Genomic DNA, 24,130 nt, shown 5'->3' on the forward strand with positions numbered 1-24,130 from the left:
CGCCGGCTGGCGTCAGTACTCGAGCAGCGCGGCGACGACGAGGATGATCGCCCCCAGGGCGACCACGATGAGAGCGGCATACGCCCACCACCGCAGCCCGGGAGGTTTCGGGGCGGAGCGCTGACGTGAACGGCGGTGCGACGAACGACCCGACATCGGTTTCCTCCCCAGGGCGGCAGCGCGAGAGCGCTCAGGCCTTCCGTTCGGCGCCGTTGACGAGGACCTGCGGCCCACCGTAGTGGATGCGTGTATCGGCAAGATGACGCGGTGTTGGCGGGTGGCTGCCGCTTCTGCCATGCTGAGCGCGAGGAGCCCGACGGCGGGGTCCCGGGGAAGTCGGGCGCTGGGGTGCTCGAGGGGGAGTACACGCATGCGCAGTCGGCGCCGTCTTTTCGCGCGCGGATCGGCCGTCCTGGCCGTCTGGGCGATCCTGGTGGGTGGGCTCGCGTCCGCTCCCGCTGCCATCGCGGCCGAGCCCGCGGCATCCGCCACCGCCGAGCGCACCGTCGTGGTCGACCCGTCCGGCACGGTCGTTGCCTCCGCTGATGACGCCGCGCCGACGACGGATGCCGGTGCCCCCGCCGACCCGAGGCGCGACGACCGCGCCCGTCCCGGCGACGCGAAGAAGAGCGCGGCGAGCCTCCGCGCCGAGAACAAGCTGGCGACCTCGGGCACGGCATCCATCTCGGGAACGGTCACCGACACAGCGAAGGCCCCCCTCAAGGGGATCACCGTCACGCTGTACCAGGACTTCGGGGACGACGGATCGAGCCCCGCGGGCGACACCACGACGAATGCCGCCGGTGCCTTCACGTTCGCGAAGCTGCCCGCCGGGCGGTTCACGCTGCGCTTCACCGATGAGGCCGGCAAGCACGTCGGTCAGTGGTTCGGTGGCGCCGAGAGCCTGTGGGGAGAGCCGGTCTGGTTCGCCGTCGCGCCCGGTGCGAAAGTCACCGGAAAGAACGCGCGGCTCGCGCTCGGCAGCAGCATCGCCGGATCGGTGCGCGGTCCCGACAACGTCGCCGTCGCGGATGCGTTCGTCCAGCTCTTCATGTGGAACGCGGAGTGGGCGGATTGGGAGGATGCCGGTGGGACGTCCACCGACTCCCACGGCGCCTATCGGCTCACCGGCCTCCGCGCGGGGAAGTACACCCTGTACGTGCAGAGCGCATTCGGCTCCGACCTGCAATCGGAATGGTGGAACGACGCGACCTCGCAGAAGGCGGCGACCCGGATCGCCGTCAGCGCCGGAAAGTCCATCACCGGGCTGCGCACCACCCTGGCCCTCGGTGCCTCGCTGGCAGGACGCGTCACGACCAGCACGGGCGCTGCGGTCTCGGCGTCCATCACGATCTACCAGCGCGTCAACGGACAGTGGGAGTACGTCGACTCGCCGTGGGTCGCCGACGACGGTACCTTCCGCGCCAGCGGGCTCAGCGCCGGCGACTACACGTTCTCGGTCGAGCCCGACCCGTCATCCGGTCTGACCGTCACGTGGTGGGGAGGAGGGCACCGCGAGAAGGACGCCAAAGTCATCACGCTGGCCGACGGCGCTGCCAAGAAGGGCCTGAACCTCGTCCTCACCTCGGGAGCAACGCTCTCGGGCACGGTGACCGGCGGTGGCAAAGCCCTCGCCGGCGCCACTGTGGCGCTCTACTCGGCGTCGAAGACCAGCGCCGACGACTCCGAATGGGTGGCCGAGACGACCACCGGGGCCGACGGTCGGTACCGGCTCGTCGGCATCCGAGCCGGCACGTACACGCTCCACTACGAGCCGCCCACCGGAACCAACCTGATGGGCGAGTGGTGGAAGGATGCCGCCAGCGCCGAGACGGCGACCCGCGTCGACATCGCGAAGAGCGGCGCGCGGACCGGGTTCGACGCCACGCTCAGCCTCGGCTCGAAGATCGAGGGCGTCGTCCGCGGCGACGGCGGCAAGGCTGTGGCAGCGAACGTCGCGCTCTACAGCGTGGAACGATCCGCTGAAGAGGGCACCGTCCGCCAGGAGATCGCCTCGTTCGCGACCCGGGCCAACGGAACGTTCTCGTTCGGAGGGCTCGCGGCAGGCACGTACACGCTCCGGACCTCGGTCGAGACGGGCACCTACGCGACCGAATGGTGGGACGACCGCGGCTCCGAATACACGGCGAAGACGATCACGCTCGGGACGAAGAAGAGCGTCACCGGACTCGTCGTCACCCTGGCGCGCGCTGCCGTGCTGGGCGGTGTGGTGACCGATGAGAGCGGGGACCCCGTGGCATCCGCCACCGTGGACGTCTTCGTCGGAACGGACCGCGAATTCCTCACTCAGGCGACGACAGACGGCGACGGACGTTGGCGGGTGGGCGGGTTGCGCGCAGGCAGCTACACCCTGCACACGCAGGCTCCCGAGGGCAGCGGAATGGTGCCGCAGTACTGGCGAGGCGCGCTGGAGTGGGAGGACGCGAGCGGGGTGAAGCTCTCGAGCGGTCAGTCCCGAACCGACCTCGACGTCGAGCTGCGTCGCGGCGGGACGATCTCGGGCGCCGTCACCGGTCCCGGCGGTCGCGCGGTCGCAGGGGTGACGGTGCGCGCGCTCCAGTGGGTCGACGGCGGGTGGTCGTCGGCCACCGAAACCACGACCGACCGTGCCGGCCGGTACGTCCTCGCGGGACTGCCCGGAGGGCGGTACACGGTCGAGTTCGCCACGGACAACGACAGTGAACTCGGCGCCCAGTGGTGGAAGGGCGCCTCGCGTCACGCCGAGGCGGCCACCTTCGAGGTCGCCTACGGAGCGAAGATCGCCGGAATCGACGCGCGTCTGATCACCGGCGCGACCATCGGCGGTACGGTCACGAACGCGCAGGGCGCCCCCGTCGCCGGCGTCAGCGTCAGCGTGGGAGTCGGCAACAGTCGGCGGTGGGCGCAGACCGACAAGAAGGGTGTCTGGCGGATCACCCAGCTCGACGCCGGCAGGTACACGCTCTTCTTCGAACGTCCCGAGGGCAAGAACCTCGTATCGGAGTGGTGGAAGAACGCGGCGACCGAGGCAGCCTCGACGCCGATCCAGGTGAAGGCAGCCTCCCGCACCCTCACCTTCAACGCCTCACTGGATGCCGGCAGCACGATCATCGGCAAGGTCACGGACACCAAGGGTGCAGGAGTCAGCTCGGTGCGCGTCGTCTACACCCCGCGCCCCTCGAGCCAGCCGGCGAACGAGAACGAGGTCGAGACCAGGCCCGACGGGACCTATCGGATCGACGGTCTGCGCGCCGGCTCGTACAACGTCGAGTTCCGCCCGTCGGATGACGTGAACCTCGTCGGCGAGTGGTGGCGCGACGCGGTCGATCGCAGCGCGGCGACCGCGGTCGTGGTCGGGACGAAATCCACCGTGAAGGGGATCGATGCATCCCTCGCCGCAGGCGGTGCACTCTCGGGTCGGGTCACCGATGCCGACGGCAAGCCGCTCGCAGAGGCCGTCGTCTTCGTCGTCAACCTCGACACGCGCCGCTGGTCGGATGCCTCGACATCGCGGAACGGGACGTGGACCATCGGCTCGCTGCCCGCGGGTACCTACCGGGTGCAGTACCTCGCACCCTACGGTGTCAACGCGGTCGGCCAGTGGTGGAAGGGCGCGACGACGATCGACGCCGCGGCCACCGTGACTGTGGCGGACGGCAAGACGGTGCGTGGACTCGACGCCCGGCTCGCCCGCGGCGGCACGATCAGGGGCGTCGTGACGGGACCCGGCGGTGCACCGGTTGCCGATGCCGAGATCGCCGTGTCCCGCGGCGGGGAGATCATCGCTTGGGCCCAGACGAATGCCGGCGGCTCGTACGCGGTCACGGGACTCGAAGACGCGACCTATACGCTTCGCGTCCGCCCCGCCCTCGGATCCGACTTGGCCGAGCGCTGGTGGAAGGCGAAAGCTCCCGGCGCGAAGCCCACCACGCTGAAGATCGCGAAAGCGAACGAGATCCGTGACATCGACGTCGCCCTGGTGCCGGGCGCGAAGATCACGGGCACGCTCCGCGCCGCGTCGGGCACACCGCTCGCCGGCGCGTACGTCGAGGCCTATCGACAGGGTGACGGCGACGGGGAGCGGGTGGCCGAGGCGAGCACCGACACGGCCGGCTCCTACACGCTGCCGGGGTTGGCCGCCGGCACGTACGCGGTGAAGTTCACGTACGAGGACGGCACCGACTCGCGGGTCGTCTGGTGGGGCCGAAAGCCGACCGCCGAGACCGCCCGGACGATCACGGTGACGAAGGCCGTCGCGATGCCCGGCCACAACGCCACGCTGCCGCGCGGGCTCGACTCCGGGACGCTCGTCCTCTCGGGCGCACCGCGCGTGGGGTCAACCTTGACGGCGGCGACGGCGTCGTGGCCGAAGGGGACGCACTTCCTGTACCGGTGGTGGGTCGGCGGCGATCGCGTCGACACCGCGACCGGGCGGACCCTGAAGCTCACCGCCGCGCACCGCGGATCGTCGGTCACCCTCGAGGTCGTCGCATGGGGGACGGGCACCAGTGCGGTCGAGCGGATGGTGTGGATGGACGAACCGATCCGCTGACCGCCCGCCGACCCGGACGTCAGCGCGCGGCGAGCATGAGGTCGGCGGTCCGCAGCGCGAGCGCCATCTGGGTCAACGCCGGGTTCGCCGTGAGCGCGCTCGGGAACGTCGAGTTGTCGCAGATCCAGAGGTTGTCGACCTCGTGGGACCGACCGGATGCGTCCACGACGCTGTCCTCGGGATCCGCGCCCATTCGCGCTGTGCCGAGCGTGTGGCACGAGCGCTGCAGCACTCGCGTGCTCCGCGCGCCCGCAGCGCGCAGGATCCGCTCCATCACCGCGACGCCGTGCCGGTCGATGGCCCGCTCGTTGTCGCCCTGCGAGAACGTGACCTCGGCCCGCGGCATTCCGTCCTCGGCGAGCTCATCGCTGAGGGTCAGGGCGTTGCGGTCGTCGGGCAGGCACTCGCCATTCATGCCGACGCCCGCGCTGAAGGGGTACTCGCTCATGGCCGACATGAGGTCGTCGCCCCACAGACCCGCCCCGCGGACGAGCTGCGTGCCGAAGTTGAGCGGCATGACGCCGAGGCTCTGCAGCAGGTAGCCACCCGCGAAATCGGCGTCTTCGGGACGCACGAAGTCCTCGCTGATGATCGACGACGGGTACCCGCGGTAGCCGCGGATCGGCTCGTCGAACCTGCCCCACACCTGTACGCCGCCGTGCGCCATGAACCCGCGACCCACGACGCCGTTCGCGTTGCCGACGCCCGTGTGCAGCAGCAGGCGAGGCGTCTCGACGCCGCCCGCCGCGAGCACGAGGGCCGCACACCGCTGCCGGTGGTCGGTGCCGCCGGAGCGGTAGACGACCGCGGTGACCTTGCCTGAGGCATCCCGTTCGATCCCGTGGACGAACGCGCCGGCGCGCACCTCGGCTCCGGCGGCCACGGCGGCCGGCAGGTAGGTGTTCGCCGTCGTCGCCTTCGCGCCGAAGCGATCGCCCTGGTGGATGTCACCGTTGTCGAGCGTCGCCGAGCGGAGGCCGTGGTGCTGCTGGTCGCGGTCGCGGGTGAGGATCGCCGCCGGGCCGTCGGTCGCTGTGATGCCGAGGGCCTCGCAGCCGCGGATCATCACGTCGGACGAGCCGTTGCGCCGCACGGGCGGGTACGCGTACGAGCGGGACGGGTCCCACGGGTAGTGCGCGGGACCGCTCACGCCGATGTCGGATTCGACCCGCTCGATGTAGCGGATCAGCTCGGGATGATCGATCGGCCAGTCGCGGCCCTGACCCGTGTCGGTGCGTAGGCGCAGGTCGCGGGCGTCGGGACGCGGCGTGAACGCTCCCCAGTGCAGCGTGCTGCCGCCGACGCCGAACCCGCTGTTGTTGGGTCCGAACGCCGTCGGGTCGTCGCCGCCGCTCAAGCGCTCGGACATCCAGTTGATCTTCGTGGACTCGAGCTCGTCCGGCGTGAACTCGCTCGGCGAGAAGTCCGGACCGGCCTCGAGGGCCACGACCCGCATCCCCGCCTCGGCGAGACGCGCGAGCAGGGGAGCGCCACCGGCACCCGTCCCCACCACGACGACGTCGACGACCTCGTCCAGATCGAACCTCTGCATGCCCGGGTGATCTGTCACCCGGCGATGATCGCCGGTCACGCGGCATCCTCCACTACTGTCTTGCCGAGCTCGCTCGGCTCCCATGTCTCTCGTTCGCCCGTCGCGATGGTCGCCCACCCCGCCGGACGCGGGCCGGTCCCGCCGACCGCGAAGCCGTCGAACCCGATGCGCGCCAGCGACGCGGGGTGCGCCAGCCACATGCGCAGCAGGTCGTTGCGTGCATCCTCGAACCACGACCGGATGCCGTCGGTACCGAGGCCCGCCGCGTCGATTCCGTCGGTGATCAGCCGCACGATCAGGCTCCGCTGCTCAGCCACCTCGCCCGGCCACACGGCGGCGATCGCGTCGAGCCCCAGGCCGTAGGCGACCGGGTCGGCGGGCGACCCCACCGGGCGCCAGCCGTCGGTCCCGCCCTCGGCGAGCATGTCGTCGATGCGGACGGCGAGGTCGATCGTCCCGCCCTCGCCCTGCGGCACGAGGAGCGCCGCGAGCGCACGCAACGTCTCGACCTGCGCACGGTTCAGCGTGCGGGGGGCGCGGTCGCGGTCGTCCACGAGAGCCCGCTGCGCGAGCGTCCGTCGCACCGCGACGTCGACGCGCGACGACGCGATGACGCGTCCCCACTCCGCCGGCACCACGGGAGCCGCGGCGCGGATCGCCTGCCACGTCTCGGCGAGCACCGCCGCGACCCGCTCCGGAGCCTCGTAAGGCTGCAGATGGCCGACACCCGGCATCCGCTCGACCCGGGCACGCGGGTACACATCGGCCACGAGATCGGGCTGCGCGTCGGCGCCGAGCGCCTCGTCGCCGTCACCCGCGAGCACCACGACGGGCAGGTCGAGCACGCCCACGAGGCGCGTCGCGTCCTCGAGGCTGCCCGCGGTCAGCCAGTCACGCCAGGCGGATGCCGGCTGGCGCACGACGGCATCGATCGCCGCGTCGTGCAGATCGGCGGCGAGCGGGGCGGCGATGTTCGCGGCGACGAAAGCCTCGGCATCCGCTCGCGACAGGTGCTCGCCCTGCGCGGTCGCGAGCATCTCGGCGCGCTTGTCGTCGGGCATCGGTTCGGGAGTCGGGGGAGAGGGGGCCAGCAGGACCGCGCCCACCAGCCCGAAGACCGGCTCGGTGCCGGCGAGAACGCGCGTCATGACACGGGCGGCGACCTTGCCGCCGAGGCTGTGCCCGCAGACGAGGAACGGGCCGCCGTCGGCCTCGGCCGCGATCCGCTCGAGCGCCGTGTCGGCGAGGTCGTCGACGGATGCCGCGCGCCCCCGGTCGAGCAGGTCGATCCCCACGACACGCAGCCGCGGATCGGCTGCCGCCGCGATGGCGCCGGCAGAGGCGGCATCCAGTCCCAGTCCCGGAAGGAAGAAGACGGTGCACTCGTGAGGGGGGTTCGCAGCGCTCGGCACGCGTCAACCCTAGGAACGCGGATCGTCGGGACCGACTGCTTGCGCACCGGTCGAGGAGATGCGATGATCGCGCGCTCCACTGCTCCACCCCTGCACCCCCGACGGCGCTCCCGCAAGGGGGTAAAGGGATGCCGCTTCCCGACCTACCGTGGCGGGATGACCGACCAGTACACGTTCGACAACCCCGTCACGCGCTACGCACGCGTCGAGCCGCCCGTGCAGCACCAGCCCGAGCCCGGCATCCAGGCGCGGATGACCCCGATCCCCGACCTGGGTGAGAGCACCTACCGCGGCACGGGACGTCTGCAGGGACGCAAGGCACTGGTCACGGGTGGCGACTCGGGGATCGGAGCGGCGGCGGCGATCGCGTTCGCCCGCGAAGGCGCTGATGTCGTCATCGTCCACCTCCCCGACGAGCAGGAGGACGCCGACCACGTCCTGCAGGTCATCGCCGACGCCGGCGTCCGCGGGCACTCGATCGCGGCCGACCTCACCGACCGCGCGCAGTGCCGCGAACTCGTCGCCGAAGCGGCGGAGTTCCTCGGCGGCATCGACATCCTCGTCAGCAACGCCGGCAAGCAGGTCGCCGTCGAGCGCATCGAGGACCTCTCCGACGAGCAGTTCAGCGAAACGTTCGAGACGAACGTGTTCGCCTTCTTCTGGATCGTGAAGGCCGCCCTCGTCCATATGCCCGCCGGTGCATCCATCATCAGCACGGCGTCGCTCGAGGCCTACAAGCCCGCACCCGACCGCCTCGACTACGCCGCGACCAAAGCGGCGGTCAACAACCTGTCGAAGGGTCTTGCGCAGCAGCTGGCGCCCCGCGGCATCCGCGTCAACGTCGTCGCGCCCGGCCCGGTCTGGTCGGCGCTGCAGGTGAGCGACGGCGTCTCGGACGAGCAGATGCGCGCGTTCGACGAGGAGAACGAGTACAAGCGCGCCGGCCAGCCCGCCGAGATCGCTCCCGCGTTCGTGTTCCTCGCGTCGGCCGAATCGAGCTACGTCTCGGGCGAGACCCTCAACGTCAACGGCGGCATGGTCACACCCTGACCGTCAGTCCGGCCGCGCGCTCGGGCGCTAGCGGGTGACCGAGAGCGACAGCACGGGCTTGGCCGGCGGCTTCGAGGCGTTCAGGATCGCCCCGACCTCGACCCGGGCGCCCTGCGAGAGGTTCGCCACGCCCCACTCGATGCCCGAGCAGGCGACTCGGGCACTCGCGGTGCCGGGCTTCGTGACGCGGCAGGCCATGCCCCAGGCGCTGTCCGCTCCCGTCGCGCCGGGGGAGGCCCAGGAGGCGGTCCAGGCCTTCACCTTCGCGCTCGAGGACGCGGTCAGGGCGAGGGCGACCTGGTACTTGCCGGGCCACGCGCTCGACACCGTGAGCGTCGCCGAGACGCCGTTGGACGAGGCGCTCGACGACTGCCCTACCGCCGGCGGCGGGGTGTTCCCCGGCTGCGACGGCTGGGGCGACGGCTGCGGAGGCAGCGGCGCCGGTGCCGGTGCGGGAGCGGCCGGGTAGGCGACCTTCTTCGGCGTCAGGATCGGCTTCAGCGCGGCGAGCTTGTCCTTGTCGCGGGTGACCCAGTCGTCCTTGAGCAGACCGCCCGTGTCGCCGCTGTTCGGGTTGAACGACCAGTACGCCCAGCCGAGACCGCGGTCCTTGATGTAGCCGACGAGCTTCGCGAGCCACTTCTTGTCGGACGACGTCTGCAGTTTGGTGCCGAACTCCCCGATCAGGACGGGGGCGATCTTCTTCGACGCGATGTAGCCCCAGTTGCTCTCCCACACGCCGGGGAGGTTGGCGGGGTAGTTGGCGTTGTGGAACCACGGCTGGTCCGAGATCGACGAGGGGTACTCGTGAGGGGAGTACACGACCCGGTTCTTCACCTTCAGGGTGACCGGCTTCTTCGCGACGCCGCGGAGGTTCCCGCCCCACCACGTGGCGCTGCCGTCGGGACCGTTCTGGACGCCCTCGACGATGACGAGCAGATGCGGGTTCACATCGAGCACGGCGTTGCCAGCACGGACGGCGGCCGCCTGCCAGTCGCGCGAGCGGTCACCGCACCCCCAGCACGCCGCGCCCCGGGGCTCGTTGTGCAGGTCGACGCCGATCACGGTGGAGTTGTTCCGGTACCGCTGCGCGAGCATCTTCCAGTCGGAGATCCACCGCTTCTCGGAGTACTGCGGGGTGTACCAGAGCTCGGACTGCGCATCGGTCCCCGGGCGGTGACGGTCGAGGATGACCCGGATGCCGTAGGCACGCGCCGTCGCGATGACGGCATCCATGATCTTCAGCGGCGAGGCCGTCGCGAGCGTCGGATTCAGTGCCTGGTTCACCGAGTTGGCCGTCTTGCGGGTGAGGCACTCGTTGGCGAAGGGCAGCCGGATCGTGTTGAAGCCCATCCCCGCGATCTGCGCCATGCCCTGCTTCAGCGAGATCGACCACAGTCCGTGCGGCGCGCAGGTGTCGGTCTCCATGCCGAACCAGGACGTCGCCTTGACGGTGAAGGTCGCACCCGTGGCGGCGACCTGGATCTTCGCGCCGCTCGTGCGCAGCCACTGGGCGGTCGCCGCGTCGGCGGGCGCCGCGGGCACGGTGAGGGATGCCGTCAGCACCACTGCGGCAAGGACCGCCAGGACACGTCGCAGCATCGAAAACCTCTGGTGAGAGCGGCTGAACGGCCGCGGGTGGACATCGATGCTCAGCGTACGGTACGCGCGCCCGCGACGCTGGCCCGCCTCCGCACGCGGGGGCACCCGCCGGGGCGGACTAGAGTTGCGGCAATGTCCCCCGATGAGACGCCGACGACCATCGACTCGCTGTACCGCGAGATCCCCCGTGCCGAATGGGCGCGCATGGCCGCCGGCATGGAGCAGCCCCTCACCGAGACCGAGGTCGTGCAGCTGCGCGGCATCGGCGACCGCCTCGACATCACCGAGGTGCGGGAGGTCTACCTTCCCCTCAGTCGGTTGCTGTCCCTGTACGCCTCAGCCACCAAGCGACTCGGCGCCGACACCGCCGGCTTCGTCGGTGAGGAGGATGCGACGACACCGTTCATCGTCGCCGTGGCCGGCTCCGTGGCCGTCGGGAAATCCACGGCGGCCCGTCTGCTGCGCGAACTGATGAGCCGGTGGCCCGGCACGCCCCGTGTCGAACTCGTCACGACCGACGGGTTCCTCTACCCCAACGCCGAGCTCGAACGGCGGGGGATCATGGACCGCAAGGGTTTCCCCGAGTCCTATGACCGCCGCGCGCTGGTGGAGTTCCTCGTCGCCGTGAAGTCGGGCGAGCCCGAGGTTCGGGCGCCCTACTACTCGCACATGCGGTACGACATCATCCCCGATGCGCAGGTGACGGTCCGCCGCCCCGACGTGATCATCGTCGAGGGCCTGAACGTGCTCGCGTCGGCTCCGAACCCGCACGACATCGCCGTCAGCGAGCTGTTCGACTTCTCCATCTACGTCGACGCCGACGTGACGCACATCGAGCAGTGGTACGTCGAGCGTTTCCTCGCCCTCCGCGAAGCCGCCTTCTCGAACCCGAATTCGTTCTTCAAGGTCTTCGCCGACATCTCCGACGACGAGGCCGTCTCGCTCGCCCTCGGTTTCTGGAACGACATCAACCTGCCGAACCTGCGCGAGAACGTCGAGCCCACGCGGCACCGCGCGAAGCTGGTCCTCCAGAAGGGCGCGAACCACACGGTCGAGACGGTCCGGCTCCGCAAGCTCTGACCGCGCCCTGCCGGTGGCTCAGCGGCGTCTGACCCGCTGCCACACGGCGAGACCCAGCATCCCGACACTGGCGCCGGTCACGTTGGCGACGATGTCGAGCACGCTCGGCACCCGCGCCTGCAGGACGAGTGCTTGCGTGCACTCGATCGTCACCGTCGCCACGAGGGCGATCGGCAGCACGAGTTCCTTCGCGCCGCGGAGGATCAGCGGCAGCAGCACCCCGAACGGGACGAACAGGGCCACGTTCGCCGCGAACTCCACCCGGGGGCGCGTGATCGCCGGCAGTCGGCGCGACAGTGCGTCGATCACGGGAGCCACGCCGGCGTCGACGGGCGTCGGCCAGAACGCGATGACCGCCAGCGCCAGCAGGTAACCGGCCAGCACGAGCACCGGGGCGGTGGTCGACGCCCGCCGGTGCTTCGGCGGCAGCGGTGGCTTGGGCGGAATCTGCGGCGGCGGGACGGCGTCGGGCATCGGTCCTCCTCACGGGACAGGACGCGACGCTGCGGTGGTCGACGAGTCTACGGCGCGAGCGGATGCCGCATCACCGCCGAGTCAGGAGGGGTAATACCCGAAGACCTGCGTGTAGAAGGGGAGGCCCTTCGACGAGCAGGCCACACCGATCCCGATGCGGTTGTACGACCCGAGGATGTTCGCGCGGTGTCCGGCGGATTTCATCCACGCGGGCGTGACCTTCGACGGCGCGTACCCGAAGGCGACGTTCTCGCCCGCCCTCGTCCAGCCCGACGGGATCTGCGACGAGTACTTCGGGTTGTGGCTCATCCTGTTGGCGGCGGCCTGCTTGCCCGACCAGGTGACGGCCACCTTCGACATGGCGGAGCTCAGAGTCAGCGCCTTCTTGCCGCCTGCCTTCCGTGCGGCGTTCACGTCGGTGAGGATGCGCTTCTGCACGGCGGCCTGGGTCGTCCCGGTGCACGAGGTCGACACCGCCGCCGAGGCGGCTCCGGCGGGCACGACGGCGAAGCCGAGGGTGAGGGCGGCCGTGAGGGCGAGCGCCGACCGTCGTCGGACGCGGGGGGATGCGGGCATGGGGGACTCCATCGTGTTGGGGGGCACGACCGTGCGGGGGACACGGTGCCTCATGGGTACCAAAGGATGCCGCGCCCGCCAAGTCCTTGCGCCCGGCGACGCGCCCGGTGCGGCGCCGCGCGGCGGAGTCCCAGTCGCCCGCGCCTAGCATGGAGCCCATGTGTGGAATCGTCGGATACGTGGGGCCTCGTGACAGTCAGGCCATCCTCCTCTCGGGTCTTGCCCGCCTCGAGTACCGCGGTTACGACTCCGCCGGTATCGCCGTGATCGACGCGGACGGCGACCTCGAGATGCGCAAGCGCGCCGGCAAGCTCCAGGTGCTGCGCGACGACCTCAGCGCCCACCCGATGGTGGACGGGACGACCGGCATCGGTCACACCCGCTGGGCCACGCACGGCGGACCGACCGACGTCAACGCGCACCCGCACCTCGCCGACGACGGCAAGCTCGCCGTCATCCACAACGGCATCATCGAGAACTTCGCCGAGCTGAAGGACGAGCTCCTCGCGGAGGGCTACACCTTTGTGAGCGAGACCGACACCGAGGTGGCCGCCGTCCTGCTCGGGCGCGAGTTCGCGGCATCCCACGACCTCGTGGCCGCCTTCCGCGCCGTCGTCGCCCGCCTCGAGGGCGCGTTCACGCTGCTCGCGATGCACCAGGACCAGCCCGGCCTCGTCGTCGGCGCTCGCCGCAACTCGCCCCTCGTGATCGGGCTCGGCGAGGGCGAGAACTTCCTCGGCTCCGACGTCGCCGCCTTCGTCGAGCACACCCGCAACGCGCTGGCCATCGGTCAGGACCAGATCGTCGCGATCACGCCCCAGGGCGTCGAGGTCACCGACTTCGCCGGTGGCGCCGTCGAGGTCGAACCGTTCGAGGTCGTGTGGGATGCCTCCGCCGCCGAGAAGGGCGGCTGGTCCTCCTTCATGGCCAAGGAGGTCTCGGAAGAGCCGGAGGCCGTCGCCAACACGCTGCGCGGGCGCCTCCACGACGGCGCCGTCGTCATCCCCGAGCTCGACGGGCTCGACGACCTGTTCGCCGGCATCCACCGTGTGATCGTCATCGCCTGCGGCACGGCCGCGTACGCGGGCATGGTCGGCAAGTACGCGCTCGAGCAGTGGACGCGCGTCCCCGTCGACGTCGAGCTCGCCCACGAGTTCCGCTACCGAGACCCGGTGATCGGCCCCGACACCCTCGTCGTCTCGATCTCGCAGTCGGGCGAGACGATGGACACGCTCATGGCCGTCAAGTACGCCCGCGAGCAGGGCGCCAAGACGCTGTCGATCTGCAACACCCAGGGGGCGACGATCCCGCGCGAGTCCGATGCGATCGTCTACACCCACGCCGGCCCCGAGGTCGCCGTCGCCTCGACGAAGGCGTTCGTCGCCCAGATCACGGCGCTGTACCTGCTGGCCCTCCACATCGGTCGCGTGCGCGGCTCGCTCTCGGCGGACGTCTCCCGTGACGCGGTCGCCCAGCTCGAGGCGATTCCCGCCGGCATCTCGCGTGTCCTCGAGACCGAGCAGGAGCACATCGAGCAGTTCGCCCGCTGGATGGGCGACACCCAGTCGGTGCTGTTCCTGGGTCGTCACGTCGGCTACCCGATCGCCCTCGAAGGTGCGCTCAAGCTCAAGGAACTCGCCTACATCCACGCCGAGGGCTTCGCTGCCGGCGAGCTTAAGCACGGCCCCATCGCGCTCATCGAGCCCGGTCAGGCGGTCTTCGTGATCGTCCCGTCGCCCCGCGCCTCGAGTGAGCTGCACAAGAAGGTCGTGTCGAACATCCAGGAGATCCGCGCCCGCGGCGCCCGCGTCATCGCCGTCGCCGAAGAGGGGGATGCCGCCGTCCTCCCGTTCGCCGACGAGGTGCTGCGCATCCCGCTCGCGGGTCCGCTGTTCGAGCCGCTGCTGGCGGTCGTGCCGCTGCACATCTTCGCGATGGGCCTCGCCACGGCGAAGGGTCTCGACGTGGATCAGCCCCGCAACCTCGCGAAGTCCGTCACCGTCGAGTGAGTCAGGCCGGGTCCGGGCGTCTGCCGGGACCCTGGCCCCTGCCGGGACCGAACGACGCGCCGCGCGCCTCGTCGACCCACGCGCGCAGCTGCCACGGCGCGAAACGGAACAGCCGGGCCACGTCGGCCTCGGCATGGCCCGCTTCGAGGACGGCGGCGACGGCGAAGTCCTTCATGGACGAGAACTCCCGTCCCTTCAGCGGACCGGTGCGCAGGTCGCGGAAGCTGCGCAGCACCGGGGGCTGACCAGGAGCGACCGGACGTCCCGTCCGCTCGGGTGAGGGCGCCGGGGCACCCTCGTAGGGCGCCGAGATGACGTAACCCGGTGCCGGTGCGTGCGGCGCCGGCGGTTCGGGGGTCGGCGGTTGCTGCGCGGTGGGGGCGTAGGGCGCGTACGGCCACGGTTCGGGGGCCGGCGGTGGTGCCGAGGCCCGCGCGGCCGGTTCCGGTTCCCTGATCTCGGGCTCCCTGGTCTCGGGTTCCCAGGGCGCGGGCATCTCGAGAGGTCGATATCCGGGTGGTGCTTCGGCCAGGAGGTGGGCTTCGGGCCAGAGCAGCGACGCGTCCTCGGGTGCCACCCGGTCGTCCGGGGTGTATCTGGGCGCGGGTGCGGGAGAGGGCTGGACGGATCCGCCCTCCGGAAGCCCTTCTGCGGAGGTGCTCACTGTGACGTCCTCTTCGGGTGAGGTGATGTCAGAACTCGGAAGTCGCGACGCGGCTGTCCGCCCACGATATCCATCCCGCCCCTGCCCGTCGAGCGTGATTCCGGTGCGGCGTCGATGGTTCCGGGAGCCTGCGCGACACAGGCGCGATAAGCGGCGGACACACCGATCTGGTACACAGAGCGAGGCGCCTTCCATCCGGCGCTTCGACGAGGGGGACTCTTCATGCGACTGTCTGTCATCGGATGCGGTTATCTGGGCGCCGTGCACGCGGCCGCCATGGCATCGATCGGCCACGAGGTCGTCGGCATCGACATCGACGAGCGGAAGATCGCCACTCTCGCGGCCGGCGAGGCGCCGTTCTTCGAGCCCGGACTGTCCGAGATCCTCGCGGACGGGATCGCCTCGGGGCGACTGACGTTCACGACCGACTTCGCCGCCGCCGCCGGTGCTGCCGTCCACTTCGTGGGTGTCGGCACCCCGCAGGTCAAGGGCGGGTACGCCGCTGACCTCACCTACGTGAACGCAGCCGTCGACGCGCTCCTGCCCCACCTCTCCGAGGGGGACATCGTCGCCGGCAAATCGACCGTGCCGGTGGGCACGGCGGCATCCCTCGCCCCTCGCATCACCGACACCGGCGCGACCCTCGTCTGGAACCCCGAGTTCCTGCGCGAGGGGTTCGCGGTGCAGGACACGGTCGACCCGGACCGCCTCGTGGCCGGAGTGCCGGCGGGGCCCGACGGCGAGCGGGCGACTGGCATCCTGCGCGAGGTGTATCACCCGTCGGTCGCGAAGGGCACGCCCTTCATCGTGACGGACTACGCCACCGCCGAGCTCGTCAAGGTGTCGGCGAACGCGTTCCTCGCCACCAAGATCAGCTTCATCAACGCCATGGCCGAGATCGCCGAGGTCGCGGGTGCGGACGTCACGATGCTCGCCGACGCGATCGGCCACGACGCGCGCATCGGCCGCCGCTTCCTCGGAGCCGGCATCGGCTTCGGCGGAGGCTGCCTGCCCAAGGACATCCGTGCCTTCTCGGCGCGCGCCGAGGAGCTCGGCCGCGGCGAGTCCGTCGCCTTCCTCCGCGAAGTCGACGAGATCAACATGCGCCGCCGCGAGCGGGCGGTCGAGCTCGTCGTGCAGGGCCTCGGCGGCAGCGTCTACGGCAAGAAGGTCACCGTCCTCGGCGCCGCGTTCAAGCCGCACTCCGACGACATCCGTGATTCGCCGGGTCTCGACGTCGCCGTCCGTCTGCACGGCCTCGGCGCGGTCGTCTCGCTCACCGATCCCGAGGCGATCGACAACGCCCGCCGTCAGCACCCGCAGCTCACCTACGTCGCCGACCGCGACGAGGCCCTCACCGGAGCCGACGCCGTGGTCCTCGTCACCGAATGGGACGAGTACCGCCGCGACCTCACGCCCGAGCACGCCGCGAGCCTCGCCGCAGGGCGCGTCGTCGTGGACGGTCGGAACGCCTTCGACCCGGCCGCCTGGCGCGCCGCCGGATGGACCTACTACGGCATGGGCCGCCCCTGACAGGCGGTCCGGCCGCGGGTGGGGCGCATCACTGCCCGGTCGCGACGACCGATCCGGCAGCGATCAGCAACAGCATCGTCACGTTGTAGACGAGGTGCACGAGCACGGCACCCCAGATGCGTCCCGTCAGGATGACGAGAGTCGCGCACACGAGGCCGACCGCGCCCAGCGAGATGGACTCGCTGAGCGGAAGCGACCCGTCGACGACGTGGATGAGGATGAAGCTCGCCGTCGAGACCAGGACCGCGGCGATCGCCGCTGACGCGCGGCCGACGGGGCGGCGCAGCAGCGAATAGACCGCGACGAGGATGACGGTTCGGAAGAAGAACTCCTCCACGACCGGCCCGACGAGCCCCGCCGGGACCGCATCGGTCCACAGCCAGTACGGCGTGAGCGTCGCGCGGGGGAACGGCTGCGACGCGGCATCCGTCACCCAGCCGTCGAGGACGCGCAGTGCGAGCCCGAGCGTGAGCGCGTAGACGAGGTCGGCCGGTCGGAACCGCAGCAGCCCGGCCGGACGTCCCCGGCGGAACGCGACCACGACCGGCGCGATCATCCCTACCCAGAGGATCGCGGTCGACGCCAGCGGCGCCCACGGGGAGCGCCACAGCAGGGTGACGAGCGATCCCGCGAAGATGGCCGCGCCGAGACTGACGAGCGCGACGATCAGCAGCCCGCCGTTCCACGTGCGAACGGCCGTTCCTCCCAGCCGCCAGTCGGTGCGGCGGCGCCGGCCGCGGCGGCGGTGCGGCTTCCCTCGAGTGTCCGCTTCGAGCGCGGGATCGGGCGCCTCGGCGTCCGCGAGGGGGGACGGGTCGCCGTCGCTAAGCTGATCCTGCACGGGCCTACCGTATCGGGTGCCCGTCCGCGTCCCGTCGCGGGACCCCGTTCCGCCACGCAGAGGGCGCGGGATGAGCCGCGGCATCCGTCTCGAAGGGCTCCGCGTGATTCAGATCCTCACCGTCTGCACGGGCAACATCTGCCGGTCGCCGCTCGCCGCTCTCGTCCTGCAGCACCGCCTCGGGGATCTCGGCGTCGCCGCGACGAGCGCCGGTGTGCGCGCCCGACAGGGCGATCGGATGCCGCGCGATGCCGTCGAGCTCGCCGTCGCCCACGGGGTGCCCACCGAGCAGATCGCGGCGCACGGATCGCGCTACCTCACCGAGGCGCTGCTGCGCGAGCCCGACCTCGTCCTCGCGATGGACCGCGACCACCGCCGCGCGATCGTCGAGCTCGCCCCGGCGAAGCTCCGCGTCGCGTTCACGATCCGTGAGTTCGAGCGCCTCGCCGCCGCGACATCCGACGACGCGATCAGGGCCGGCGCAACCGGCGACGACCCTCGCGACCGGCTGCGCGGCGCGCTCGCCGTCCTCGGCGGGCAGCGGGGACTCGTCCTCCCGCCCGTCGACCCGACCGACGACGACGTCGTCGACCCGTACGGCCGCTCCCGCGAGACGTACGCCCGCTCGGACGCGCAGCTCTCGCCCGGCCTCGACGCCGTCGAACGCGTCGTGCGGCTCGCCGTCGGCTGAGCCGCGCCCGATATCCTGATCTGATGCCGTAGCGCGCGGCGACAGGAGGCGGGATGATCATCGGAATCGGTGTCGACCTCGTCGACATCCCGCGGTTCGAGCGCTCGATCGAGCGCACTCCGAAGCTCATGACGCGGCTGTTCACGGCATCCGAGCAGACCCTCAAGCCCCACTCGCTCGCGGCTCGCTACGCCGCGAAGGAGGCGCTCATCAAGGCGCTCGGCGGATCCGAGGGCGTGCACTGGACCGACATCGAGGTGGCCTCCGAGCCTTCGGGCCGCCCCGTCTTCGCCCTGTCCGGCGAGACCGCAGCCACGGTCGCGAGCCGCGGCATCGCCACGGTCCACCTGTCGCTCTCGCACGACGCGGGACTCGCGACGGCGTACGTGATCGCGGAGTCCGCGTCATGACCCGGATGCCCCTCCCTCACCGGATGTCAGAGGGCATCGCGCGCGAAGCGGTCATCGACGTCGGCGCGATCGAGCACAACGTCCGCCACCTTGCACGGCTCACCGAGTCCGAGGTCATCGCCGTGGTCAAGGCCGACGGGTACGGTCACGGCGCGGAGCGCTCGGGCCGCGCCGCGCTGGCCGGAGGAGCGGCCCGTCTCGCGGTCGCAGACGTCCCCGAGGCCCTCCAGTTGCGGGATGCCGGGATCGACGCGCCCGTGCTCGCGTGGCTGCACGCGCCGGGCACCGATTTCGCCGCGGCCGCCGCCGCGCACATCGAGCTCGGCGTCTCGAGTCTCGAGCAGCTCCGCGCCGCCGCGCGCGCCGGATCGACGGATCGTCCGGTGACCGTGCAGCTCAAGGTCGAGACGGGCCTCGGCCGCAACGGCATCGCCCCCGCCGACTACGGGGCGGTCTTCGCCGAAGCGGCGGAATACGAGCGTCAGGGCGTCATCCAGGTGCTCGGCATCTTCAGCCACCTCTCCAACACGTCGTCCGACGACGACCGCACGGCGCTCTCGCGCTTCACGGTCGCCCAGGCCGCCGCCGAGTCCGCAGGTCTCCGGCCGCGACTGCGCCACATCGCCGCCTCGCACGCCGCCATCGGCCTGCCCGAAGCGCGGCTGGGCTGCGTCCGTCTGGGCGTCGCGATCTACGGGCTGTCACCGTTCGAGGACCGCTCGTCGGCGGACCTCGGTCTCCGCCCCGCCATGACCCTCCGCGCGTCCGTCGCCGCCGTCCGTCGGGTGCCCGCGGGCCAGGGCGTCTCGTACGGCTACCTGCACCGCACCGAGCGCGAGTCGACGCTCGCGCTCATCTCGATCGGTTACGCGGACGGCGTGCCGCGCGCGGCATCCGGCGCGGGTCCCGTCTCGATCGGCGGACGCACGTTCCCCGTCGCCGGCCGGATCGCGATGGACCAGTTCGTCGTCGACGCGGGCGACGAGCCCGTGCAGGTGGGCGACGAGGCCGTGCTCTTCGGTGACCCGGCCACGGGCGTGCCGTCCGCGACCGACTGGGCCGACGCGGCGAGCACCATCAACTACGAGATCGTCACGCGCATCGGCCCGCGCGTTCCGCGACGGGAGGTACGGTCGTGACCGGCATCGAGCAGTTCGAGGGGCGTCGCGAGATCGCCTCGCCGGACGACATGGAGGCCCTCGGCCGCGAGCTCGGCGCCGTCCTGACCTCCGGCGATCTCATCGTGCTGACCGGTCCGCTCGGGGCGGGCAAGACGACCCTGACCCGCGGGATCGGTGCGGGTCTCGGCATCCGCGGTCCCGTGCAGAGCCCCACGTTCGTCATCGCACGTACGCACCCGTCCGAGGTCGGCGGCCCGCCGCTCGTGCACGTCGACGCCTACCGGCTCGGTTCGCCCGCCGAGCTCGACGACCTCGGCCTCGACCCCGACAACGCCGTCACGATCGTCGAGTGGGGGCGCGACATGGTCGACGGGCTCGTCGACACATGGTGGGAGCTCGAGATCGAACGCGGGTGGAGCGGCACCGGCATCGACAACGCCTGCGGCACCACCGGTCATTACGCCGCCGAGCTCGAGGACGCCGCCCCGCGCATCGTGACGGTCACGCGCCGCCCCTGAGGCCGCTCGGCCGCCGCCCGCCCGGATACCCTTGATCCTGTGATCCTCGGCATCGACACCTCCCTCGGCACGGCCGTCGCCGTGATCGACGCCGACGGTGCGGTGCGAGCGGATGCCGCCAGCGCCGACGCCCTCGGCCACGCCGAGATCATCGGCACGCTGCTCGAGACGGCGATGACGGATGCCGCGCACGGCCCCATCGGTGCGACGGGTGCTCCCGAGGCCGTCGCCCTGACCCACGTCGCCGCGGGCATGGGCCCGGGCCCGTTCACGGGGCTTCGGGTCGGGATCGCGGCGGCGCGCGCGTTCGCCCTGGGACGCGGCATCCCGGTCGTCCCGGTGCGGAGCCACGATGCCGCCGCCCTCGCCGTGCTGCTCGCCGACCCGTTCGCCGACGTCCCCCGCTTCGCGGTCGTCACCGACGCGCGACGCAAGGAGTTCGCGTTCACGGTCTACGACGGCATCGACGACGACGGGCTCCCGATGCGCGTGACCGAGGCAACGCTCGTGAAGCGCGACGACGTCGACGCCGCGCTCGCCGAACACAGCGCCGAGCGTCGCGACACGACGGTCATCCCGGGCGCCATGGTCGCCCTCGTGGCGGCGCGCGCCGTCGCCGCCGGCCGCGTCGAGGACCTCGGCGAGCCGCTGTACCTGCGCGCCCCCGACGTCACCATGCCCGGCCCGCGGAAGAAGGTCGGCCAGTGACCCTCCGCACCGCCACCGGCGACGACCTCGACGACATCATGCGTCTCGAGCGCGCCTCGTTCCCCACCGACGCCTGGAGCGATGCGCTCATGGCCGGCGAGCTCGCCTCGCCCCATGGTCGCTACGTCGTCGACATCGAGGCCGGTCGCCTCGTCGGCTACGGCGGTGTGCGGGCCGTGCAGGGCGCAGCGGATGCCGACATCCAGACCATCGCGATCGCCGCCGACGCGCGGGGTCACGGCCGTGGGCGCGCGCTGCTGCGCGAGCTGCTGACGACCGCCCGCAGCCGCGGCGCGCGGGAGATGTTCCTCGAGGTGCGGGCCGACAACCCCGGCGCCACGGCGCTGTACCTGTCGGAGGGCTTCGTCGAGGTCGGCCGCCGCCCCCGGTACTACCAGCCCGACGATGTCGACGCGGTCGTCATGCAGCTGAACCTCGTCGCCTGGGAGGCACGGACCACGGCTGCCCCGACGGCCGGGAAGGGCTGGTGCTGACATGACGCGCGAACCCCTCGTCCTGGGTATCGAGACGAGCTGCGACGAGACCGGCATCGGCATCGTCCGCGGCCGCACCCTGCTGTCCAACACGATCGCGAGCTCGATGGACGAGCATGCCCGCTACGGCGGCGTCGTCCCCGAGGTCGCCGCCCGCGCCCACCTCGAGGCCCTGCAGCCCGCCATCGAGGCGGCGCTCGCCGAGGCGCAGGTGACCCTCGCCGACATCGACGCGGTCGCCGTCACGAGCGGTCCCGGTCTCGCCGGTGCGCTCATGGTCGGCGTCGGCGCTGCGAAGGCCCTCGCCGTCAGCCTCGGCAGGCCGCTCTATGCCGTGAACCACCTCGTCGGCCACATCGCCGCCGACATCCTGACCGGCGACGAGGTCGAGTATCCGACCGTCGCCCTGCTCGTCAGCGGCGGACACACGTCGCTCCTGCTCGTCCGCGACCTCGTCTCGGGCGTCGAGCTCCTCGGCGAGACGATGGACGACGCCGCCGGCGAGGCCTTCGACAAGATCGCCCGCATCCTCGGCCTGCCCTACCCCGGCGGACCCGAGATCGATCGCGCAGCGTCCACCGGGGACCCGAACGCCATCCGGTTCCCGCGCGGCATGTCCCGGGCCTCCGACATGGCCGAGCACCGGTACGACTTCTCGTTCTCGGGGCTCAAGACCGCCGTCGCGCGCTGGGTCGAACAGCACGAGGCGACGGGGCAACCGGTGTCGGTGCCCGACGTCGCGGCATCCTTCCGCGAAGCGGTCGTCGACGTCCTCGTCACGAAGGCCCTCGACGCCTGCGCCCGCCACGGCGTGCCGCGCCTCCTGCTCGGCGGTGGCGTCATCGCGAACAAGCGTCTGCGCGACGTCGCGCTCGAGCGCGCCGAGGCCGCCGGGGTCGCGGTCCGCATCCCGCCTCTCTCGCTCTGCACCGACAACGGAGCGATGATCGCCGCTCTCGCCTCGGAGCTGATCATGAGCGGCCGCCCGGCCTCGACCCTCGCCTTCGGCGCCGACTCCACGCTGCCGGTCACGACGATCCAGGTGGCGACGTCCTCATGACCGACGAGCGGATGCCGCCCCCCGCCTCCCCGTCACGGGGCCCCGCCTCTTCAGCTCAGGGTCCGGTCGTCGAGCCGCCGTCCGTCGACGTCGCGTCCGCGCCGACCGATTCCGCGCTCCCGGGGGCGCACCGCGGCGGGTTCCGGCGCGAGCTGACCCAGCCGCTCCCCGTCGCGCCGCCCCTCGCCGTGCACCCGGACCCCGACGAGGAAGCCTCGCCCGACGTGCGGTGGATCCCGCCGGCGCCGGTGCTGCCGCGGAGCGCGGGCTGGTCGCTGCTGTTCGGCGCGCTCGGTCTCGTCCTCGCGTGCTTCGTCGGCTGGGGCTTCCCGGTCGGGATGATCGGCGTCGTCCTCGCGGTCCTCGCCCTCCGCCGGCCGTGGGAGAAGCGCGAGACCGCGTACTGGGGTCTCGGGCTCAGCATCGCGTCCCTGCTGTACAGCGCCGGGTGGCTGTGGTGGGCCGGAACGCAGGGCGCCCTGGTCGGCTGAGTCAGACCCGGTCGGCCAGTATCGCGACCCGCTTCGCGTCCCGTCCCTCGCCCGTCCGCGTGAGGATGAGGGTGGCGGATGCCGCACCCCGCAGTGTGAGCTTGCGCCGGAACTGCGCCGGGTCGACGTCGACGCCGCGCTTCTTGATCTCGAGCGTGCCGATGTCGGCCTTCCGAAGCGCCGCATCGATCGCGCCGGTCTTGAGAGGGAGGGTCTCGCGCACCCGGAACGACTGGACGAACGGGTTCGTGAGCGGGGTGTCGGAGGTGAGGTACGCGATGCCGCCGCCGAGCATGCCGGCGTCGAGGCTCCGTGCGACCTCGCCGATGAGGCGCGCGCGGATGACGGCGCCCTCGGGCTCGTGGACGAACGCACCGAGGTCGCGGACGGGCTCGTCGTCGGTGTCGCCGGGCGCGGTGAGCTCTGCGGCGCTGCCGCCGCGCAGCACGAGCGCCGACCGGCGGACGCCCTCGCGGCGCAGCGATCCCGACCAGAGCACGAGCTCGACCGTCGAGCCGTCGACGCTGATCCACTGCGCTTCGACGTCGTCGGGGATGAGGTCGCGGTCGAGTCCGGGACCGAGCTTGATGCCCACAGGCATCCGTCCTGCGAGGTCGAAGGCCCAGTCCAGCGACGGCGACCAGTCCTCGGGCGCCGTGCGCGAGGTCTCGGAATGGCCGGCGGTGCGCCGGGCCGGGTCGAGCCAGACCGCATCCCACCCGTCGACGTCGGTCTCCTCGGCACGGCCGTGCCGCACGGTGACCGATTCGCCGAAGGGGGCGAGGTTGTACGCCGCGAGCGCGGCCGTCGTCTCGTCCGCGTCGACCGCGAGCACGTCCAAGCCGATGCCCGCGAGCCCCAGAGCGTCGCCCCCGATGCCGCAGCCGAGGTCCGCGACGCGGTGCGCACCGGCATCCCGGAACCGCCCCGCGTGACGCGCAGCAACCTCGAGCCGCGTGGCCTGCTCGAGACCCGCCCGGGTGAACAGCATGCGGTCCGCGAACGGGCCGAACTTCGCCGCAGCGCGCACCCGCAGGTGGGCCTGGCCGACGACGGCCGAGACGAGATCGGGGGAGTGGCCGGCCGCGCGCAGGCGCGAGACGGCGGCGGCGACCTCGGTGGTGGATGCCAGGGGTCCGACCTCGTCCACCATGCGCAATCCCTGGGCGGTCAGGAGGGCGGTGAGCTCGGCCTGTTCCATCCGGCCAGCCTAGGCCGTGCGGCATCCGGACCTCGGTTGGCACTCGCGTTGCATGAGTGCCAACCGCGCCCTAGACTTTCGTTAGCACTCT

The 24,130-nt window shown here is 71.6% G+C and carries 22 protein-coding genes; 13 read left to right on the forward strand and 9 right to left on the reverse strand.

Translation table 11 applies throughout. The features are described 5' to 3' along the window. Nucleotides 1-12: 12 nt before the first annotated feature. Nucleotides 13-156 carry a hypothetical protein gene (locus AC4NN1_RS12590; protein WP_020098677.1) on the reverse strand — a complete coding sequence of 48 codons (144 nt, stop codon included), beginning with the start codon at nucleotides 154-156 and terminating at the stop codon, nucleotides 13-15. A 214-nt stretch (nucleotides 157-370) separates the two neighbouring features. Here AC4NN1_RS12590 and AC4NN1_RS12595 point away from each other — a divergent pair, with 214 nt between their 5' ends. Further along, the gene (locus AC4NN1_RS12595) at nucleotides 371-4,552 is read left to right on the forward strand and encodes a carboxypeptidase regulatory-like domain-containing protein (RefSeq protein ID WP_491955502.1); all 4,182 of its coding nucleotides are present in this window, start codon (nucleotides 371-373) and stop codon (nucleotides 4,550-4,552) included. A gap of 19 nt (nucleotides 4,553-4,571) precedes the next feature. On the opposite strand, the gene AC4NN1_RS12600 is transcribed toward AC4NN1_RS12595, so the two are convergent. After that, entirely contained in the window at nucleotides 4,572-6,122 is a 1,551-nt protein-coding gene (locus AC4NN1_RS12600; RefSeq protein ID WP_491955503.1) for a GMC family oxidoreductase, read from the reverse strand. Between the two features lie 17 nt (nucleotides 6,123-6,139). Continuing rightward, nucleotides 6,140-7,516, reverse strand: a complete 1,377-nt coding sequence (locus AC4NN1_RS12605) for an alpha/beta fold hydrolase (RefSeq protein WP_491955504.1) — start codon at nucleotides 7,514-7,516, stop codon at nucleotides 6,140-6,142. 156 nt (nucleotides 7,517-7,672) lie between these two features. On the opposite strand from AC4NN1_RS12605, the gene AC4NN1_RS12610 reads away from it, so the two are divergent. Next, nucleotides 7,673-8,566 carry an SDR family oxidoreductase gene (locus tag AC4NN1_RS12610; RefSeq protein WP_491955505.1) on the forward strand — a complete coding sequence of 298 codons (894 nt, stop codon included), beginning with the start codon at nucleotides 7,673-7,675 and terminating at the stop codon, nucleotides 8,564-8,566. Nucleotides 8,567-8,593: 27 nt separating this feature from the next. Here the strand turns inward: AC4NN1_RS12610 and AC4NN1_RS12615 are convergent, their stop codons facing one another. After that, nucleotides 8,594-10,168, reverse strand: a complete 1,575-nt coding sequence (locus AC4NN1_RS12615; protein WP_491955506.1) for a cellulase family glycosylhydrolase — start codon at nucleotides 10,166-10,168, stop codon at nucleotides 8,594-8,596. A 132-nt stretch (nucleotides 10,169-10,300) separates the two neighbouring features. On the opposite strand from AC4NN1_RS12615, the gene coaA reads away from it, so the two are divergent. Beyond that, nucleotides 10,301-11,248 carry a type I pantothenate kinase gene (coaA, locus tag AC4NN1_RS12620; protein WP_018187275.1) on the forward strand — a complete coding sequence of 316 codons (948 nt, stop codon included), beginning with the start codon at nucleotides 10,301-10,303 and terminating at the stop codon, nucleotides 11,246-11,248. A gap of 18 nt (nucleotides 11,249-11,266) precedes the next feature. On the opposite strand, the gene AC4NN1_RS12625 is transcribed toward coaA, so the two are convergent. Both AC4NN1_RS12625 and AC4NN1_RS12630 read right to left on the reverse strand, forming a co-directional pair. Next, nucleotides 11,267-11,722: a VanZ family protein gene (locus AC4NN1_RS12625; RefSeq protein WP_020098682.1), complete on the reverse strand. Its 456-nt coding sequence runs from the start codon at nucleotides 11,720-11,722 to the stop codon at nucleotides 11,267-11,269. Nucleotides 11,723-11,803: 81 nt separating this feature from the next. Continuing rightward, the gene (locus AC4NN1_RS12630; protein WP_491955507.1) at nucleotides 11,804-12,298 is read right to left on the reverse strand and encodes a CAP domain-containing protein; all 495 of its coding nucleotides are present in this window, start codon (nucleotides 12,296-12,298) and stop codon (nucleotides 11,804-11,806) included. Between the two features lie 158 nt (nucleotides 12,299-12,456). On the opposite strand from AC4NN1_RS12630, the gene glmS reads away from it, so the two are divergent. Further along, the gene (glmS, locus tag AC4NN1_RS12635) at nucleotides 12,457-14,307 is read left to right on the forward strand and encodes a glutamine--fructose-6-phosphate transaminase (isomerizing) (protein ID WP_026302898.1); all 1,851 of its coding nucleotides are present in this window, start codon (nucleotides 12,457-12,459) and stop codon (nucleotides 14,305-14,307) included. 1 nt (nucleotide 14,308) lies between these two features. On the opposite strand, the gene AC4NN1_RS12640 is transcribed toward glmS, so the two are convergent. Then, nucleotides 14,309-14,971, reverse strand: a complete 663-nt coding sequence (locus AC4NN1_RS12640; RefSeq protein ID WP_491955508.1) for a hypothetical protein — start codon at nucleotides 14,969-14,971, stop codon at nucleotides 14,309-14,311. Between the two features lie 222 nt (nucleotides 14,972-15,193). Between AC4NN1_RS12640 and AC4NN1_RS12645 the strand changes: the two genes are divergently transcribed. Then, nucleotides 15,194-16,504 (forward strand): UDP-glucose dehydrogenase family protein, encoded by a 1,311-nt coding sequence (locus tag AC4NN1_RS12645; protein WP_491955509.1) that lies wholly within the window; start codon nucleotides 15,194-15,196, stop codon nucleotides 16,502-16,504. Nucleotides 16,505-16,532: 28 nt separating this feature from the next. Here the strand turns inward: AC4NN1_RS12645 and AC4NN1_RS12650 are convergent, their stop codons facing one another. Then, nucleotides 16,533-17,345 (reverse strand): CPBP family intramembrane glutamic endopeptidase, encoded by an 813-nt coding sequence (locus tag AC4NN1_RS12650; RefSeq protein WP_491955510.1) that lies wholly within the window; start codon nucleotides 17,343-17,345, stop codon nucleotides 16,533-16,535. A 70-nt stretch (nucleotides 17,346-17,415) separates the two neighbouring features. On the opposite strand from AC4NN1_RS12650, the gene AC4NN1_RS12655 reads away from it, so the two are divergent. The 8 genes from AC4NN1_RS12655 to AC4NN1_RS12690 are packed head-to-tail and all read left to right on the forward strand — an operon-like array spanning nucleotide 17,416 to nucleotide 22,838. Then, nucleotides 17,416-18,036: an arsenate reductase/protein-tyrosine-phosphatase family protein gene (locus AC4NN1_RS12655; protein ID WP_491955511.1), complete on the forward strand. Its 621-nt coding sequence runs from the start codon at nucleotides 17,416-17,418 to the stop codon at nucleotides 18,034-18,036. 53 nt (nucleotides 18,037-18,089) lie between these two features. After that, the gene (locus AC4NN1_RS12660; RefSeq protein ID WP_065570889.1) at nucleotides 18,090-18,446 is read left to right on the forward strand and encodes a holo-ACP synthase; all 357 of its coding nucleotides are present in this window, start codon (nucleotides 18,090-18,092) and stop codon (nucleotides 18,444-18,446) included. Nucleotides 18,447-18,469: 23 nt separating this feature from the next. Continuing rightward, nucleotides 18,470-19,585, forward strand: a complete 1,116-nt coding sequence (gene alr / locus AC4NN1_RS12665; protein WP_491955512.1) for an alanine racemase — start codon at nucleotides 18,470-18,472, stop codon at nucleotides 19,583-19,585. Continuing rightward, a complete protein-coding gene (gene tsaE, locus AC4NN1_RS12670; protein ID WP_491955513.1) occupies nucleotides 19,582-20,085 on the forward strand; it encodes a tRNA (adenosine(37)-N6)-threonylcarbamoyltransferase complex ATPase subunit type 1 TsaE in 504 nt (167 codons plus the stop codon). Before alr ends, tsaE begins: the two co-directional genes overlap by 4 nt. A 39-nt stretch (nucleotides 20,086-20,124) precedes the next feature. Then, nucleotides 20,125-20,793, forward strand: coding sequence for a tRNA (adenosine(37)-N6)-threonylcarbamoyltransferase complex dimerization subunit type 1 TsaB (gene tsaB / locus AC4NN1_RS12675; protein WP_491955514.1), 669 nt, complete (start codon nucleotides 20,125-20,127; stop codon nucleotides 20,791-20,793). Further along, nucleotides 20,790-21,287, forward strand: a complete 498-nt coding sequence (rimI, locus tag AC4NN1_RS12680) for a ribosomal protein S18-alanine N-acetyltransferase (RefSeq protein ID WP_491955515.1) — start codon at nucleotides 20,790-20,792, stop codon at nucleotides 21,285-21,287. The genes tsaB and rimI overlap by 4 nt, the downstream gene beginning before the upstream one ends. A 1-nt stretch (nucleotide 21,288) precedes the next feature. Continuing rightward, nucleotides 21,289-22,347: a tRNA (adenosine(37)-N6)-threonylcarbamoyltransferase complex transferase subunit TsaD gene (gene tsaD / locus AC4NN1_RS12685; RefSeq protein WP_491955516.1), complete on the forward strand. Its 1,059-nt coding sequence runs from the start codon at nucleotides 21,289-21,291 to the stop codon at nucleotides 22,345-22,347. Then, on the forward strand, nucleotides 22,344-22,838 hold the full coding sequence (locus AC4NN1_RS12690) for a hypothetical protein (protein ID WP_363454716.1): 495 nt from the start codon (nucleotides 22,344-22,346) through the stop codon (nucleotides 22,836-22,838). The genes tsaD and AC4NN1_RS12690 overlap by 4 nt, the downstream gene beginning before the upstream one ends. A 1-nt stretch (nucleotide 22,839) precedes the next feature. Here AC4NN1_RS12690 and AC4NN1_RS12695 read toward each other — a convergent pair whose 3' ends face one another. Next, nucleotides 22,840-24,039: a THUMP-like domain-containing protein gene (locus AC4NN1_RS12695; protein WP_491955517.1), complete on the reverse strand. Its 1,200-nt coding sequence runs from the start codon at nucleotides 24,037-24,039 to the stop codon at nucleotides 22,840-22,842. Nucleotides 24,040-24,130: the final 91 nt, after the last annotated feature.

The organism is Microbacterium sp. MDV22-iso44 (genome assembly GCF_058629135.1).